General features: G+C 61.1%; 15 protein-coding genes. 4 read left to right on the top strand and 11 right to left on the bottom strand.

The genetic code is table 11. From position 1 onward, the window contains the following. Positions 1–342: 342 nt before the first annotated feature. Positions 343–1,404, top strand: a complete 1,062-nt coding sequence (gene dinB / locus ACODTD_RS18270; protein ID WP_011332757.1) for a DNA polymerase IV — start codon at positions 343–345, stop codon at positions 1,402–1,404. A 48-nt stretch (positions 1,405–1,452) separates the two neighbouring features. Here the strand turns inward: dinB and ACODTD_RS18265 are convergent, their stop codons facing one another. The 4 genes from ACODTD_RS18265 to ACODTD_RS18250 all read right to left on the bottom strand — a co-directional run bounded on the left by ACODTD_RS18265 (position 1,453) and on the right by ACODTD_RS18250 (position 6,199). Next, the gene (locus ACODTD_RS18265) at positions 1,453–2,406 is read right to left on the bottom strand and encodes a hypothetical protein (protein ID WP_489105076.1); all 954 of its coding nucleotides are present in this window, start codon (positions 2,404–2,406) and stop codon (positions 1,453–1,455) included. A 17-nt stretch (positions 2,407–2,423) separates the two neighbouring features. Continuing rightward, positions 2,424–4,139 carry a proline--tRNA ligase gene (locus tag ACODTD_RS18260; RefSeq protein WP_285356680.1) on the bottom strand — a complete coding sequence of 572 codons (1,716 nt, stop codon included), beginning with the start codon at positions 4,137–4,139 and terminating at the stop codon, positions 2,424–2,426. A 115-nt stretch (positions 4,140–4,254) separates the two neighbouring features. Further along, on the bottom strand, positions 4,255–5,814 hold the full coding sequence (locus ACODTD_RS18255; protein WP_011332760.1) for an AmpG family muropeptide MFS transporter: 1,560 nt from the start codon (positions 5,812–5,814) through the stop codon (positions 4,255–4,257). Positions 5,815–5,857: 43 nt separating this feature from the next. After that, positions 5,858–6,199 (bottom strand): MGMT family protein, encoded by a 342-nt coding sequence (locus ACODTD_RS18250; protein WP_011332761.1) that lies wholly within the window; start codon positions 6,197–6,199, stop codon positions 5,858–5,860. 177 nt (positions 6,200–6,376) lie between these two features. On the opposite strand from ACODTD_RS18250, the gene ACODTD_RS18245 reads away from it, so the two are divergent. After that, positions 6,377–7,384, top strand: a complete 1,008-nt coding sequence (locus tag ACODTD_RS18245; RefSeq protein WP_011332762.1) for a DUF481 domain-containing protein — start codon at positions 6,377–6,379, stop codon at positions 7,382–7,384. A gap of 115 nt (positions 7,385–7,499) precedes the next feature. Here the strand turns inward: ACODTD_RS18245 and ACODTD_RS18240 are convergent, their stop codons facing one another. Beyond that, positions 7,500–7,709 (bottom strand): cold-shock protein, encoded by a 210-nt coding sequence (locus tag ACODTD_RS18240; RefSeq protein ID WP_002554837.1) that lies wholly within the window; start codon positions 7,707–7,709, stop codon positions 7,500–7,502. 353 nt (positions 7,710–8,062) lie between these two features. On the opposite strand from ACODTD_RS18240, the gene dcd reads away from it, so the two are divergent. Continuing rightward, positions 8,063–8,629, top strand: a complete 567-nt coding sequence (gene dcd, locus ACODTD_RS18235) for a dCTP deaminase (RefSeq protein ID WP_007954988.1) — start codon at positions 8,063–8,065, stop codon at positions 8,627–8,629. A 106-nt stretch (positions 8,630–8,735) separates the two neighbouring features. Further along, positions 8,736–8,945 carry a hypothetical protein gene (locus tag ACODTD_RS18230; protein WP_011332763.1) on the top strand — a complete coding sequence of 70 codons (210 nt, stop codon included), beginning with the start codon at positions 8,736–8,738 and terminating at the stop codon, positions 8,943–8,945. Between the two features lie 39 nt (positions 8,946–8,984). On the opposite strand, the gene pdeM is transcribed toward ACODTD_RS18230, so the two are convergent. Genes pdeM through ACODTD_RS18200 form a run of 6 tightly spaced genes read right to left on the bottom strand, consistent with a single transcriptional unit; the run spans position 8,985 to position 15,531 of the window. Continuing rightward, positions 8,985–9,641, bottom strand: coding sequence for a ligase-associated DNA damage response endonuclease PdeM (gene pdeM / locus ACODTD_RS18225; RefSeq protein ID WP_221615137.1), 657 nt, complete (start codon positions 9,639–9,641; stop codon positions 8,985–8,987). Continuing rightward, positions 9,638–12,127: a ligase-associated DNA damage response DEXH box helicase gene (locus ACODTD_RS18220; protein ID WP_285356688.1), complete on the bottom strand. Its 2,490-nt coding sequence runs from the start codon at positions 12,125–12,127 to the stop codon at positions 9,638–9,640. The genes pdeM and ACODTD_RS18220 overlap by 4 nt, the downstream gene beginning before the upstream one ends. Positions 12,128–12,186: 59 nt before the next feature. Continuing rightward, positions 12,187–12,951: an ABC transporter ATP-binding protein gene (locus ACODTD_RS18215; protein WP_039771333.1), complete on the bottom strand. Its 765-nt coding sequence runs from the start codon at positions 12,949–12,951 to the stop codon at positions 12,187–12,189. Positions 12,952–12,964: 13 nt separating this feature from the next. Continuing rightward, positions 12,965–14,083, bottom strand: coding sequence for a succinylglutamate desuccinylase/aspartoacylase family protein (locus ACODTD_RS18210; protein WP_085655626.1), 1,119 nt, complete (start codon positions 14,081–14,083; stop codon positions 12,965–12,967). Positions 14,084–14,095: 12 nt separating this feature from the next. After that, positions 14,096–14,806 carry an ABC transporter permease gene (locus ACODTD_RS18205; RefSeq protein ID WP_011332767.1) on the bottom strand — a complete coding sequence of 237 codons (711 nt, stop codon included), beginning with the start codon at positions 14,804–14,806 and terminating at the stop codon, positions 14,096–14,098. Then, entirely contained in the window at positions 14,803–15,531 is a 729-nt protein-coding gene (locus tag ACODTD_RS18200; protein WP_085647837.1) for an ABC transporter permease, read from the bottom strand. Before ACODTD_RS18200 ends, ACODTD_RS18205 begins: the two co-directional genes overlap by 4 nt. Positions 15,532–15,583 lie beyond the last annotated feature (52 nt).

Raw genomic sequence — 15,583 nt, 5'->3', positions numbered from 1 at the left:
GATTTGAACCGACGACCTTCGGGTTATGAGCCCGACGAGCTACCAGACTGCTCCATCCCGCGTCTGTGTGGCGGCATTCTACAGAGGATCGCCGGGGTGTCAACCTTCAATTCGGATAAAACCTCTTCAGCTTCAATCGGTTAGCGCTGACGGACGGTCTTTTCAAGGGCTGCAGGTCAGGCAGGGCAAGGGTTTCAGCTCTATTGGAGGTTGGCTTTCGATTGAGAAAATAAATTCAAAATCCGTTTCCTACAAACTGAAAAGAACATTCTTACCACTGGTGCTATATACAGGTGTCAGTGAGATACTGCCGGTCCGGCTCGCCATGTTTCCTTTTCTGTCATGACTCAGCGAAAAATCATCCACGTCGACTGTGACTGTTTCTACGCCGCCATCGAGATGCGGGATGACCCGAGCCTCGCCGGCAAGCCGTTGGCGGTGGGTGGCTCGGCAGACAGGCGCGGAGTGATCGCCACCTGCAACTATGAGGCGCGGGCTTACGGGGTTCGCTCGGCGATGTCGTCCGGACACGCCCTGAAGCTGTGCCCGGACCTGACTATCGTCAAGCCGCGAATGGACGCCTATCGCGAGGCGTCGAAGGAAATTCATACGATCTTCAGCGATTACACCGACCTGATCGAGCCTCTTTCCTTGGACGAGGCCTACCTCGACGTCTCGGACAGCGCGCATTTCGGCGGCAGCGCCACGCGGATCGCCCAGGATATTCGTCGTCGGGTTTCCAATCAGTTGCACATCACTGTCTCCGCCGGCGTGGCGCCGAACAAGTTTCTGGCCAAGATCGCCAGCGACTGGAGAAAACCCAACGGCTTGTTCGTGATCACCCCGGATCAGGTCGAAGAATTCGTCAGTGGCCTGCCGGTGAGCAAGTTGCACGGGGTGGGCAAGGTCACGGCCGACAAGCTGGGCAAGCTCGGTATCAATGACTGCCTGCAATTGCGCGAGTGGGACAAGCTGGCGCTGGTGCGGGAATTCGGCAGTTTCGGCGAGCGCTTGTGGAGTCTGGCCCGTGGGATCGATGAGCGGTTGGTGCACAACGACAGTCGTCGTCAGTCGATCAGCGTCGAAAACACCTACGATGTCGATCTGCCGGATCTGCGCAGCTGCCTCGACAAGCTTCCGGAACTACTGGAAACCCTGAAAACCCGCATGGCGCGGATCGACAGCAGCTACCGGCCGGGCAAGCCGTTCGTCAAAGTGAAGTTTCACGATTTCACCCAGACCACGCTTGAGCAGGCCGGGGCAGGGCGGGATCTGGGCAGTTACCAGTTGATGCTGACCCAGGCGTTCAATCGCGGTGGTAAGCCGGTGCGGTTGTTGGGGGTGGGTGTGCGGCTCGAAGATTTGCGCGGCGGTTTTGAGCAGATGGAGTTGTTTGAGCGATAAGCGGACAAAAAACTGCCCGAAGCAGGTTCGGGCAGTTTTTCAGGGGATTCAGTTCGGCCCCGGATCCGCCACCAGACGCCCCGCATCCCGGGTCAGGGACTTGAGGAATTCAGCTTGCAACTCGGGATCGTTGCGGGTCAGTTCGATCAGGCTTTGTTCCAGCTCACTGGCTTCTTCTTCCAGACCCAGTTCCGACAGACGCTTGACCCGGTGCACCCACTGGCTCACTTCGTCGTCTTCCAGATCGTCGTAGATCAGCCCGTGAGCCTCCAGCAGCTTGCCGCGCAGGTGAGTGCTGATCGCCAGGGACGAATCGGAATGCACGTCATCTTTGCCGTCTTCGACGCTGATCTGCAGTTTGCCCACATGATTGAGGTCGTTTTCGGCGAACGGGCTGTCCAGCAGGTTCAGACGCAGCATGCCGTTGCGATCGGTGGTCATGTCGAAGGTCTGTTTACCAGCCTTGACCTGAACCGGACGCTCGCTCCAGGGCAGGCTCGAATACTCCGTGCGCTTGTCGCGCTGGACTTCATCGATGCCGGCCAGGTTCTGCTGCGCGCGACCGTTGGATTGCACGTTCATGAACGGGTTGAGCCCGGCGAAACCGTAGCTGAGCCAGTCCCGTGTCACGCTGTCGGGCAGATTGCCGAGGGCAAACACGTTGACCACGTTCGCGCCGATGCCGCCGACCACCGCCACCGCACCCAGCGGGATCTCGTAGATCTCCCGCCACGGCTGGTAAGGCGTGTAACGGTCGTAATGGCGGGTGACTTCGAACTCGGTGACTTCGAAAGTCTTCTGTTCGTTGATCTTCACGCGCCGTTGCGGCAGCTCAAGCACCTTGGGCTCGCCGACATCGATCTGCAGGCTGTGATCGAGCAGTTTGCGCTCGACACGTTCCTCGTGCTCGCTGCGTTGTGACATGTGATTGGCACAGCCGCTGACCAGCAGGGTGCCGCACAGGGCGGCACCACCGAGGCCTAAGGTGTTTCGCTTGAACATGACGTCTCTATCTGGTTTCAGCGGCGGATACGGGCCTGAAGGAAGGACAGCACGTCGGCAACCGGCAGCGCTTGCGCCTGGCCTTCGGTACGGCTCTTGTATTCCAGGTTGCCTTCGGCGAGGCCGCGGTCGCTGACCACGATCCGGTGTGGAATGCCGATCAGCTCCATGTCCGCGAACTTGATGCCCGGGCTGGTTTTCTTGTCGCGGTCGTCCAGCAGCACTTCGAAGCCGGCCGCGGTCAGTTCCGCGTACAGCTTGTCGGTGGCTTCACGCACCAGCTCGGTTTCATAGCGCAGTGGCACCAGAGCGATCTGGAACGGTGCCAGGGCGTCGCTCCAGATGATGCCGTTCTCGTCGTTGTTCTGCTCGATGGCGGCAGCCACCACGCGGGACACGCCGATACCGTAGCAACCCATTTCCAGGGTCACCGGCTTGCCGTTCTCGCCCAGCACTTCGCACTTCATCGCCTTGCTGTACTTGTTGCCCAGCTGGAAGATGTGTCCGACTTCGATGCCGCGCTTGATTTCCAGGGTGCCCTTGCCGTCCGGGCTCGGGTCGCCGGCCACGACGTTGCGCAGGTCGGCCACGGTCGGAACCGGCAGATCACGCTCCCAGTTCACGCCGAAGTAGTGCTTGTCGTCGATGTTGGCACCGATGGCGAAGTCGCTCATCAGCTCGACCGAACGGTCGATGATGATCGGCAGCGGCAGGTTCAGCGGGCCGAGGGAACCGGCGCCGGCGCCAATGGCGTCACGCAGTTCGGCATCGGAAGCCATGACCAGCGGGCTGGCAACGCCTGGCTGGTTGGCAGCCTTGATTTCGTTCAGCTCGTGGTCGCCACGGATGATCAGGGCGATCAGCTTGCCTTCTTCTTCGGCGTGCACGATCAGGGTCTTGATGGTCTTTTCAATCGGCAGATTGAATTTCTCCACCAGGGCCGCGATGGTCTTGGTGTCTGGCGTGTCGACCAGACGCAGCTCTTCGCTTGGCGCGGCGCGCGAGGTTTCACGCGGCACGGCTTCGGCTTTCTCGATGTTCGCCGCATACTCGGAGCCGTTGCTGAAGACGATATCGTCTTCGCCGGACTCGGCCAGCACGTGGAATTCGTGGGAACCGGCGCCACCGATCGAACCGTTGTCGGCTTCCACCGGACGGAATTTCAGACCCAGGCGGGTGAAGATGTTGCAGTACGCTTCGTGCATGCGGTCATAAGTGATCTGCAGCGACGCCTGATCCGCATGGAACGAGTAGGAGTCCTTCATGATGAATTCGCGACCGCGCATCAGGCCGAAGCGTGGACGGATTTCGTCACGGAATTTGGTCTGGATCTGGTACAGGTTGATCGGCAGCTGTTTATAGCTGCTCAACTCGTTGCGCATCAGATCGGTGATCACTTCTTCGTGGGTCGGGCCCGCGCAGAAATCACGACCGTGGCGGTCTTTGATGCGCAGCAGTTCTGGGCCGTATTCTTCCCAGCGCCCCGATTCCTGCCACAGCTCGGCCGGTTGGGTGCTCGGCATCAACACTTCCAGAGAGCCGGCGGCGTCCATTTCTTCGCGAACGATGGCTTCCACCTTGCGCATCACTCGCAAGCCCATCGGCAGCCAGGTGTACAGGCCCGAGGCGAGTTTGCGGATCATGCCGGCGCGCAGCATCAGCTGGTGGCTGATCACGACCGCGTCGGAAGGCGTTTCTTTCTGTGTGGCGAGCAAAAATTGACTGGTGCGCATGGTTGGCCGTTGTCGGTTGCTATGACTGGAAATGACGGAGCAGTGTAACGGCGAGATCCGCCGACGTACAGAAGTGCAGCCCCGGCGCGAACCCTCTCGCCGGGTGCGAGATGTCTTACGATTCTTCCACGACGGAGGTCGGTGCGGGTTCCGGCGTCGGCGTCGGGCCTTCTCGGCGGCTTTCCTGGAACCAGTGCAGGGCGATCAGCACCAGGGTCGGAACGCCGAGCAGCGCGGTGATCAGGAAGAAGTTGTGATATCCGAATTTTTCCACCATCACCCCGGAGTAGCCGCCGATCAGGCGTGGCAGCAGGAGCATGATCGAGCTCAGCAGGGCGTACTGGGTGGCGGAGAATTTCAGGTTGGTCAGGCTCGACAGGTAGGCGACGAACGCCGAGGTGGCCAGGCCCGAGCTGAAGTTGTCGAGGGAGATCGTCACCACCAGCATCTGCAGGTTCGGGCCCATGTCGGCGAGCATCAGGAACAGCAGATTGGTACCCGCCGACGCGGCACCGCCGATGAACAGGATCGGCAGGATGCCGAAGCGCACGATCAGCAGACCGCCCATGCCGGCGCCAACGAGTGTCATGATCAGGCCGAAGATCTTGCTGACGCTGGCGATCTGGTCCTTGGTAAAGCCCTGGTCGATGTAGAACACGTTGGCCATCACGCCCATCACCGTATCGGACATCCGATAGGTAGCGATCAGGCCCAGCAGCAGCAGTGCCTGCCAGCGGTAGCGCAGGATGAAGTCGTTGACCGGTGTCAGTACCGGCGCCAGGCCACGGCGACCCATGGCCGAGAGGCACAGGCAGGTCAGCGTGGTGTAGAGAATGGCACGCAGGAACGCCCGGTCTTCCAGCAGCAGGTCCAGCGGACTCATGTCACCAAACAGCACGCTGGCGAAATCGGTGTTGTAGAGCTGGGTAAACATTGCTGGCACAGACACCAGCAAAATGATCAGCACGAACACTGACATCAACTGATGCATGAAGGTGTAACGCCCCGCCTGCAACTGGGTGCGCAACGGCACCGGCGGCTCGCGCATCAGCAGAGTGGTGAGCAGGGCAGGGACCATCAGGGCGCCGAACAGCACGTAGGTGCCGGTCCAGGCCGAATGCTGGTACTTGAATCCTGTAGAGCCGAAGCCCTCGGCGAAGAACAGCGCACCCGCGGTCGCGAGCAGGGCGGCGATCCGATAGCCGGACATATAGCTGGCGGCCAGCGCGGCCTGACGGCTGTCTTCGGCGATTTCCAGGCGATAGGCGTCGACGGCGATATCCTGAGTGGCGGAGGCGAATGCAACCACCACCGCGATAGCGATCAGCCAGGACAGGTGTTTTTGCGGGTCGCAAAAGCCCATGCCGATCAGACCGAGGATCACCAGCGTTTGTGAAAGTACCAGCCACGAACGGCGACGACCCAGCTTGCCGAGCAACGGCAGGCGCCATTGGTCGAGCAGGGGCGACCAGACCCATTTGAAGGCGTAGGCCAGACCGATCAGGCTGGCGTAGCCGATCGTCTCGCGGGCCACACCGGCTTCACGCAGCCAGACCGAAAGTGTCGAGAACACCAGCATGTACGGCAGGCCGGCGGCGAAACCCAGCAACAACAGCACGAGCGTCGAAGGACTGGCATAGGCGGCGAGCGCGGCGCGCCAGGTTTTACGGGGCATGGGCTGAAGTCTGCCTCAAGATTGCGAAAACAAAGCGCGCACTCTAACCGCTGTGCTCTACCGGACGCCAGCCATGGCGCCGAATATCCACGCGATTGTTCAGGACGGTGATGCCCTCCATGCGCAATCGCGCGCGCTGTTCGTCCCCGGACGGGCTGCCCGCCGGCAGGCTGATCCGACCGCCGGCGCCGAGTACGCGGTGCCAGGGCAGCTTGGTGTCGCCGGGCAATTGGCTCAGGGTCCGGCCGACCCAGCGGGCGGCGCGCCCCAACCCCGCCAGTTCGGCCAACTGACCATAGCTGACGACTTTGCCCTCGGGCACTTGGGCGAGGGTCGAATAGAGTGCCGTGCGTCGGATTTGCGGATCGTTTTCGCAGGCATGCATCGGGTCTGTCACGTGCGCGGTTCCTGAACTTGATCGCCTTATGGCCGTAAGCGTAATCGGTGGATGGGCAATTGAGAAATGAACTCAACAGAATTAGCCGGGTCACTCCTTGTCAGGGAATTATTCCTACGGATAATGCCGACCCTTTTTTCGCAAACTTGAGTCTTCGATTCGCTTATGTTGTCCAGAACCCTGCTGTGCCTTGCTGTCTTCAGTGCGTCCACACCTTTGCTTGCCGACACCGTCTGGTTGAAGAACGGTGACAAGCTGAGCGGCAAAATCACGCTGTTCGACGGCGGCAAGTTGCTGGTCCAGACCCAGTACGCCGGTGCCGTCACCATCGACTGGAAGCAGGTCAAGACCCTGGAAAGTGATCAGGAGTTGCTGGTCAAACAGGACGCCTACAACGGCGAGAAGGCCAAGTCGCTGAGCGCCGCCGAAGACGGCAAGGTCACCCTGGCCAACGGCGAAGCGCCGAAAACCGTGGAACTGGCGAGCATTCAGCAGATTCTCAAGCCCAAACCGGTGGTCGAGGATCTGGTGTGGAAGGGCAACGTTGACCTGGCGCTCGACTACCAGCGTGCCGAGAAAGATACCGATGATTACGATGTCGGCTTCAAGACCACTGCTCGTCACGGCCGCTGGCGCCATACCGCCGAAGGCGAATACAACCGCGAAGTGCAGGACGACGTGACCACCACCGATAACTGGCGCGCCGAGTACTCGCTCGACCGCTTCCTCACTGATCAATGGTTCTGGCAGGGCCGCCTGAACTACAAGCGTGATCACATTGAAGAGCTGGCCCGCCAGCGCGTGGTCGGTACCGGTCCGGGTTACCAGTTCTGGGACGATGAACTGGGAGCGTTCTCCCTGGGTTCGCTGCTCAACCGAACCGATTACGAGTACCGCGATGGCAGCAAGGACAACTTCTATTCGGTCGCCATGAAGTGGGACTACAACCGCTACCTGATCGGCAAGAAGGTCGAGTTCTTCACCAATGGCGAGGTCGGCAAGCCGTTGTCCGGCGTGGCCGACTACGCGCTGGATGCGGAAATGGGCCTGCGCTACAAGGTCACCGACTGGGCCTCGCTCAACCTCAAGGCCGAACGCGACATCATCAGCGGCACCGAGGATGCAGACCTGAGCAAGACCCGCTACACCGCCGGCTTCGGCGTCGCCTGGTAAACAACAAAAAAGATCGCAGCCTTCGCAGGCTGCGTTTTTTTGCGCCTGGAAAAACAGACGCCCACAAAAAAGCCCCGCTTTTGAGGGCGGGGCCTTTTACTAAAGAAGCTACAAGTTAGATAACTTGTACTTCTTCAGCTTGCATGCCTTTCTGACCGCGGGTAGCGATGAAAGAAACCTGTTGGCCTTCTTTCAGGCTTTTGAAGCCGTCGGATTGGATAGCTTTGAAGTGAACGAACAGGTCGTCACCGGATTGTGGAGTGATGAAGCCGAAGCCTTTTTCATCGTTGAACCACTTAACGGTACCGGTTTGGCGATTAGACATGGTGTAACTCCTTGAACAAAGATAACTGCGACTCAGGAAGAACCCTGGCCGAGACTGAGTGCAAAGAGCAGGAAAAATTCTTGTAGATGGTTGGATCGAAATTCAACATATCGTGTAGAGATTCTCAGTGACACAAGCAGCACAGTGGCGCCACCTTAACCCTTTTTCCGGAACGTGCCAATGCTTCTTGCGAAGGTTTCTCTGTTTTAGGGATCGACGGTGTGACGGTTCGTCGCCAGGGCGCGTAATTCCTGCACGTTCGCCGAGATTTGCAGCCCGGACTTTGAACCCGGCAGCGCGCCCGGTAAGATGCCGGACAGATTTTTTCCACCTCGCTATTCAGGACACCCGCCATGAGCATCAAATCGGACAAGTGGATTCGCCGCATGGCGCAGGAACACGGCATGATCGAGCCGTTCGTCGAGCGCCAGGTACGTGGCAGTGACGACAGCCGTGTGATCTCCTACGGTGTGTCGAGCTACGGCTACGATGTGCGTTGCACCAATCATTTCAAGGTGTTCACCAACATCAATTCGGCCATCGTCGATCCGAAAAACTTCGACGCCGGCAGTTTTGTCGACGTCCACAGCGATGTCTGCATCATTCCGCCGAACTCCTTTGCCTTGGCCACGACCGTTGAATACTTCCGTATTCCACGCAACGTCCTGACCATCTGCCTGGGCAAGAGCACTTACGCCCGTTGCGGCATCATCGTCAACGTCACCCCGCTCGAGCCCGAGTGGGAAGGCCAGGTGACCCTGGAGTTCTCCAACACCACCAACCTGCCGGCGAAGATCTACGCGAATGAAGGCGTGGCGCAGATGCTGTTCCTCGAATCCGACGAGGAATGCGAAGTGTCCTACAAGGACCGTGCCGGCAAATACCAGGGCCAGCGTGGCGTGACCCTGCCGCGCACCTGATCCGTCCATCCGGCAGTTACCGGGAATTCTTCGGCGGGTAGACACTCTATGAGGTGTACTGCCCGTTTCGCGAACAGCGGGACGGGCCTTCGCCGAGGAGTGCTCCATGAAGATCGATCCGCAAATCACTGCCGAACTGGCAAGGCTCGAGCCCAATCAGGTTGGCGTAATGGCCTGGTCGTTGTTGGCACACCCACCCATCACCACGGCCGGCGGAATCCCTCACCAGCCCGATCCCGATACCCCCAACGAAGAACCGACCGAGCCCGGCGAACCTACGTTGCCGGACAAACCGCCACCCGCGCCCGTCGCGTGATTGAATGCATGGCCCGTCGGCTGAATCCTGAACAGGACTTCAGCCGACGGGCCATATTTCGTTGTCGCCAATGACAAAGATCCGACAGCTGTCTTCCTTCTCCACTGGAAAACCACCGGTGAAGGCACCAAAGGCCGGCAGCAGGCTGATGCGTTCTCCGAGCCTGAAACACGCCAGCCGTAAACGCTGACGCCCCTTGCCGATCAATCGATAAACCGGGTGTACGTGCCCTGCGAGGACGTGCCGCTCAGGGTGCGGATCCGGCTCGTGTTGCAACGCGAAGGGCCCTAGCAGCAACGGCTCTGGCACCACCCGGATGTTCAGCGCTAGCGGCGGATCGCCCGCCCGCTTGTCGTGATTGCCGCGAATCAGCGTCATCGGCAGGTCGGCATGACGCGCCCGCCACTGCGCCAAAGCCTGCAAGGTGTCGGGGGCGTGGGAGCCAGGTCCGTGCAGAAAGTCCCCCAGAAAGATCAGTTGCCGACACGGCAGCTTCGCCAGCAATTGCTCGATCACCGCGATATTGCTCGTCGTAGTGCCCTGCGGAACCGGTTGGCCAAGTCGACGATAAGCGGCTGCCTTGCCGAAATGCACATCGGCAATCAGCAGCGCCTGTTGCGCTGGCCAGTAAAGCGCCTTTTCCGGCAGTAACCAGAGTTCTTCGCCTGCCAGACGCAAGGGGTAGGGCGCGTTCATCGGGATTGGCCTGTGTCGGCGGTTTTCTCCAGATCGCCAACCATGCGCCGGATCCGGTCGGCAAGTTTTTCCGAACTCATGCTTTCGCGCATGCGCTCCACCAGCAATGGAAAGCCGAGCGGTGTAGGACGTTTGATCAAGTGCATGTCCAGTTTCATCCGATTGATCCGCTCCAATGTCTGTTCAAGTCGACGAATATCCAGTTCTTCCCGCAGGACTTCTTCCCCGGCCTGCGCCAGTAGCAGGTTGTCGGCGTCGTATTGTTTGAACACTTCAAAAAACAGCCCGCTGGAGGCCTGCACCTGACGTGTACTTTTCGGCGCGCCGGGGTAACCGGCGAACACCAGGCCGGCTATCCGCGCGATTTCCCGAAACCTGCGCAGCGCCAGTTCGCCCGCGTTGAGGCTGGCCAGCACATCCCTCAACAAACCTTCGGGACTGAGCAGGGCCTGATTCAGCTGTACAGACCAGTCAACGGGCGTGGCGCTGAGCAGTTCCAGTCCGTAATCGTTGACCGCAATCGAGAAGGTCACAGGCAAGCGCTGACTGGCCCGCCACGCCAGCAGGCTGGCCAGCCCCAGATGCACCTGGCGTCCGGCAAACGGGTAGAGGAAAAGGTGCCAGCCTTCGCGGGATTTCAGCACTTCGGCCAGCAGGTTGTTGTCTGTCGGCAGGCCCGACCAGCGCATCTGTGTTTCCAGCAGCGGGCGCAAGGCGTGCATTTCCGGGCCGGCAAACTCACCGTGTGCCGCCGCGCTGAAGCGGCTGACCACGGCTTCCGCCAACTCATTGGAGAGCGGCATGCGTCCGCCATTCCAGCGCGGTACGGCGGCTTTTTTTGCGGTGCTGCGTTTGACGTAGGCGGTCATGTTTTCCACCCGCACCAGTTCCAGCAAGCGCCCGGCGAACAGAAAACCATCACCGGGTTTCAGGCGTGCGATGAAGCTTTCTTCCACGCTGCCCAGTTGTTTGCCGCCACCGCCCTTGCTCCAGAATTTCAGGTGAATGCTGGCATCGCTGACGATGGTGCCGATGCTCATGCGATGGCGGCGCGCCAGGCGGGCATCGGGGACGCGCCAGATCCCGTGCTCATCCGGCTCGACCCGGCGGTAATCCGGGTACGCCGTCAGCGACATCCCGCCGTGGCGTACGAACGCCAGCGCCCAGGCCCAGTCTGCTGGTGTCAGGTCGCGATAGGCCCAGGCACCACGGACTTCTTCGTACAGCTCATCGGGAACAAAGCCACCGCCCAGGGCCATGCTGACCAGATGCTGCACCAGCACATCCAGCGGTTTGTGCGGTGACAGTCGCGGTTCGATCCGCCGCTGTGCCACGGCATCGCCAGCGGCCGCAGCTTCAATCAGCTCCAGGCTGTGGGTCGGCACCAGCGTGACCCGAGACGTTCTGCCGGGCGCATGCCCCGAACGTCCGGCACGCTGCATCAGCCGCGCCACGCCTTTGGCCGAGCCAATCTGCAGCACCCGCTCCACCGGCAGGAAATCCACCCCCAGATCCAGGCTTGAAGTGCAGACCACGGCTTTGAGTTGGCCGTTCTTCAGCGCCTGCTCGACCCAGTCGCGGGTGTCGCGGGACAGAGAGCTGTGGTGCAGGGCAATCAAACCGGCCCAGTCCGGCCGCGCTTCCAGCAAGGCCTGATACCAGATTTCCGATTGCGCCCGGGTGTTGGTGAACACCAGGCTGCTGGCGCAGACGTCCAGTTCGGCGACCACCTGCGGCAACATCTTCAGACCGATGTGCCCGGCCCAGGGAAATCGTTCGATGGCCGGTGGGAGCAGGGTATCGACCTTGAGCGACTTTTCGCTTTGCCCCTGAATACTCACGCCGCCGCCCTGTGGGATCAGCACCTGTTCGGCGTGGGACTGATTGCCGAGCGTCGCGGAAACGCCCCAGACGATCAGCCCCGGCTGCCAGCGCCGTAGCCGGGCGAGGGCCAGTTGCAATTGCACGCCGCGCTTGTTGCCGAGCAATTCGTGCCACTCATCCACCACGACCATACGCAGCGTCGACAGCGCCGTTTGCGCGTCGGCCCGGGCGAGCATCAGGGTCAGGCTTTCCGGGGTGGTGATCAGCGTGGTGGGCAGGCGCCGGTTCTGCCGGGCGCGTTCGCTGCTGCCGGTGTCGCCAGTGCGCAGGCCGACGCTCCAGGGAATCTGCAGATCGTCCAGCGGCGCTTGCAGGGCGCGCGCGGTGTCGGCAGCCAGCGCGCGCATGGGGGTGATCCACAAGACTGTCAGCGGTTCGGCCGGCGGTGGGCGTTTGCGGGTGGTTTCAGCAGCAGGCCTGGAGCGGGCAAACCGATTGAGCGCGGCAAACCACACCGCGTAGGTTTTACCGGCGCCGGTACTGGCGTGCAGCAGGCCGGACTCGCTCCGTTTGACCGCGGCCCACACCTGTTTTTGAAAGGCGAAAGGCTTCCAGTCGCGGGCGCTGAACCAGTATTTGGCGAAGTCGGTGGAAGTGCCCATGCCGGCGACGTGTGCTCTGAAGGTGTTCCTTCAATGACCGCGCCGGCCGGGCAATAGTTTTACTTGAGATTGCCGCTGAGGAATTGCTTCAGGCGTTCGCTTTTCGGATTGCCCAGCACTTCTTCGGGTGCGCCTTCTTCTTCCACCAGCCCCTGATGCAGGAACAGCACCTGGCTTGAGACCTTGCGCGCAAAGCTCATTTCATGGGTGACCATGATCATGGTCCGGCCTTCTTCGGCCAGGCCCTGAATCACCTTGAGCACTTCGCCGACCAGCTCCGGGTCAAGTGCCGAAGTCGGTTCGTCGAACAGCATGACTTCCGGCTCCATCGCCAAAGCCCGGGCAATCGCCACCCGCTGTTGCTGGCCGCCGGAGAGAAACGCCGGGTACTGATCGGCCACCCGTGCCGGCAGGCCGACCTTTTCCAGATAACGCCGGGCGCGGTCGTCGGCTTCCTGTTTGCTGCAGCCCAGCACCCGGCGCGGGGCCATGGTGATGTTTTCCAGCACGGTCATGTGGCTCCACAGGTTGAAGTGCTGAAATACCATTGCCAGCCGGGTGCGCAGGCGTTGCAGTTCATCGGCGTCGGCGACGTGCATGCCGTGGCGGTCGGTGACCATGCGGATCGCCTGGCCATCGAGGCTCATCGCGCCGTCGTTGGGTTGTTCGAGAAAGTTGATGCAGCGCAAAAAGGTGCTTTTGCCCGAGCCGCTGGCGCCGATCAGGCTGATCACGTCACCGGTCCTGGCCTTGAGCGACACGCCTTTGAGCACCTGATGGTCGCCATAGCTTTTGTGCAGGCCTTCAACGGTCAATTTGTACATGGGACAGGCATCCTCAAGGCGAAAGTAGATAGCCGCTGCGATAGGCTTCGGCGCCCGCGACGTGGGCGATCACCATCCCGGCGGTGGCCATGCGCCGCAGCGAGCGGGCGTAGAGCAGACCGGAAGCGGTGCAATGGACTGGTGTGACCCGGTCGCTGATCGGGTCGATGATTTCGGCGATTTTCTGCCCGGCTTCCAGAAGCTGGCCGGGTGTGGCGGTGTAGACGAGCAGGCCGCCGACGGGAGTGGCCACCGGTTCTACGCCGGCCAAAGGTGTGGCGGGATGTGGCAGGGCCGGCAAGGCTTTGGGCTCGCCGACGATGGCTCCGAAATGAATCAGGTAATCGATCAGCGCCTGGCAATCGCGACTGGCCAGCGGATGGGTGACATCCCCCTGGCCACGCAACTCGACGGTGACCGAGAAACTGCCGAGCGGAATCTCGAAGTGTTCGCCGAAGCGCTCCTTCAATTGCCACCACAGCAGGGTGAAGCACTCATCGAACGACTGGCCGCCGGAGTCGGTGGCCAACAGGCTCGCCTGGGATTCGATGTAGCGCGCCAGCGGCTCGACCTGCGGCCAGGCCTCGGGCGTTGTGTAGAGGTGAACCACGGATTCGAAATCGCAATGCAGGTCGAGCACCATGTCCGCATCGCAGGCCAGCCGTTGCAGGGTCAGGCGCTGGGATTGCAGTTGGGTGCTGGCGGTCTGGCGGGCGAGGGCATTGCGCAGGCTGGCGCGGATCAGCTCAAGGTTGCGCTGCGGGTCGTCGCACAGCTGTGTTTCGATCTCGTTGCCGATTTCCTCGCTGAGGTCGACAAACCAGCGGTTGAAGTTCTGCCCGCTCTCCAATTCGTAGCGGCCCAGCGGCACATCCATCAGCACCTGTTCGAGGCCGACCGGGTTGGCCACCGGCACCAGCACGATTTCGCTGCGCAGGCGGCCGGCGGCTTCCAGCTCCGCCAGGCGCTGCTTGAGGTGCCAGGCCACGAGCATGCCGGGCAGTTCGTCGGCGTGCAGCGAAGACTGGATGTAGATCTTGCCTCGGGCCTTGTCCGGGCCAAAGTGAAAACTGTGGATCTGTCGTGCGGTCCCCGGCAGCGGGGCCAGCAGGTCGTGTATCTGATGACGCATCTCTAATGGGTCCTAGTGGGTCGGGCCGAGGAAGGCCAGCCATCGGCGTTCGGCAAGGCGGAACAGGCCGACCAGCGCAAAGGTGATGGTCAGGTAGATCAGCGCGGCGATGCCGAACGACTGAAAGGTCAGGAAGGTCGCCGAGTTGGCGTCCCGCGCGACTTTCAGGATGTCGGGGATGGTCGCGGTGAAGGCCACGGTGGTCGAGTGCAGCATCAGGATCACTTCGTTGCTGTAGTACGGCAACGAACGGCGCAGCGCCGACGGCATGATCACGTAGGCATACAGCTTCCAGCCGGTCAGCCCGTAGGCCTTGGCCGCTTCGACTTCACCGTGGTTCATGCTGCGGATCGCCCCGGCGAAAATCTCCGTGGTGTAGGCGCAAGTGTTGAGGGCGAAGGCCAGGATCGTGCAGTTCATCGCATCGCGAAAGAAACTGTCGAGCAGCGGCTGCGCGCGCACGGCGGCCAGGCTGTAGATCCCGGTGTAGCAGATCAGCAGCTGGATATAGAGCGGCGTGCCACGGAACAGGTAGGTGTAGAACTGCACCGGCCAGCGAATGTAGAAGTGCGGCGAGACCCGGGCGATCGACAGCGGAATCGACACGATGAAGCCGAAGAAGATCGAGGCGCTGAGCAGCCACATCGTCATCGCAAGACCAGTGATGTTCTGACCGTCGGTATAAAGGAAGGCTTTCCAGTATTCCTGCAGGAGTTCGATCATCGTACGGCCTCCCTTGCACCGGCGGCGTAGCGGCGTTCGAGCCAGCGCAGGATGAAGTTCGAGGCACTGGTGATGAGCAGGTAAATCAACGCGGCGAGCACCAGGAAGTAAAACAGCTGATAGGTGCTCTTGCCGGCGTCCTGCGCGGCCTTGACCAGATCGGCCAGGCCGATGATCGAAACCAGCGCAGTGGCCTTGAGCATCACCATCCAGTTGTTGCCGATGCCCGGCAGGGCGAAGCGCATCATTTGCGGGAACACCACGAAGCGAAAGCGCTGGCCGCGCTTGAGACCATAGGCGGTGGCGGCTTCGACCTGACCGCGCGGCACGGCGAGAATCGCCCCGCGGAAGGTTTCAGTGAAGTACGCGCCGTAAATGAAGCCCAGGGTCAGGACCCCGGCGCTGAACGGGTCGATCTCAATGTATTCCCATTCCAGGTAATCGGTGAGCGTCGTCAGCCAGGTTTGCAGGCTGTAGAAGATCAGCAGCATCAGCACCAGGTCCGGCACCCCGCGAATCAGCGTGGTGTAGAGCTGGGCGGGCAGGCGCAGCAGTTTGACTTTTGACAGCTTGGCACTGGCGCCGAGCAGGCCGAGCAACACGGCCACCAGCAGCGACAACGCCGACAATTTGATGGTCATCCAGGTGCCTTCCAACAGCAACGGGCCAAAGCCCTTGAGGCTGAAGGCGGAGAGCCCCAGATTTTGTAAGAGGGTTTCGAACATAAATCAGCAACCTGACTGAATGAAAAAGGCGCCCATCGAGGATGGGCGCCGG

Source organism: Pseudomonas sp. FG35 (genome assembly GCF_057809295.1).
Note: the sequence above shows the minus strand (reverse complement) of the source record. Positions and strands in the feature narration are given on the sequence as shown.

Excerpts from the sequence above, each read along its gene's own strand:
- ACODTD_RS18260 (WP_285356680.1), bottom strand. The coding sequence starts at position 4,139 with ATGCGCACCAGTCAATTTTTGCTCGCCACACAGAAAGAAACGCCTTCC.
- ACODTD_RS18240 (WP_002554837.1), bottom strand. The coding sequence starts at position 7,709 with ATGTCTAATCGCCAAACCGGTACCGTTAAGTGGTTCAACGATGAAAAA.
- ACODTD_RS18215 (WP_039771333.1), bottom strand. The coding sequence starts at position 12,951 with ATGTACAAATTGACCGTTGAAGGCCTGCACAAAAGCTATGGCGACCAT.
- ACODTD_RS18220 (WP_285356688.1), bottom strand. The coding sequence starts at position 12,127 with ATGGGCACTTCCACCGACTTCGCCAAATACTGGTTCAGCGCCCGCGAC.
- dcd (WP_007954988.1), top strand. The coding sequence starts at position 8,063 with ATGAGCATCAAATCGGACAAGTGGATTCGCCGCATGGCGCAGGAACAC.
- ACODTD_RS18205 (WP_011332767.1), bottom strand. The coding sequence starts at position 14,806 with ATGATCGAACTCCTGCAGGAATACTGGAAAGCCTTCCTTTATACCGAC.
- dinB (WP_011332757.1), top strand. The coding sequence starts at position 343 with ATGACTCAGCGAAAAATCATCCACGTCGACTGTGACTGTTTCTACGCC.
- ACODTD_RS18245 (WP_011332762.1), top strand. The coding sequence starts at position 6,377 with ATGTTGTCCAGAACCCTGCTGTGCCTTGCTGTCTTCAGTGCGTCCACA.
- pdeM (WP_221615137.1), bottom strand. The coding sequence starts at position 9,641 with ATGAACGCGCCCTACCCCTTGCGTCTGGCAGGCGAAGAACTCTGGTTA.
- ACODTD_RS18210 (WP_085655626.1), bottom strand. The coding sequence starts at position 14,083 with ATGCGTCATCAGATACACGACCTGCTGGCCCCGCTGCCGGGGACCGCA.
- ACODTD_RS18255 (WP_011332760.1), bottom strand. The coding sequence starts at position 5,814 with ATGCCCCGTAAAACCTGGCGCGCCGCGCTCGCCGCCTATGCCAGTCCT.
- ACODTD_RS18250 (WP_011332761.1), bottom strand. The coding sequence starts at position 6,199 with ATGCATGCCTGCGAAAACGATCCGCAAATCCGACGCACGGCACTCTAT.
- ACODTD_RS18265 (WP_489105076.1), bottom strand. The coding sequence starts at position 2,406 with ATGTTCAAGCGAAACACCTTAGGCCTCGGTGGTGCCGCCCTGTGCGGC.
- ACODTD_RS18200 (WP_085647837.1), bottom strand. The coding sequence starts at position 15,531 with ATGTTCGAAACCCTCTTACAAAATCTGGGGCTCTCCGCCTTCAGCCTC.
- ACODTD_RS18230 (WP_011332763.1), top strand. The coding sequence starts at position 8,736 with ATGAAGATCGATCCGCAAATCACTGCCGAACTGGCAAGGCTCGAGCCC.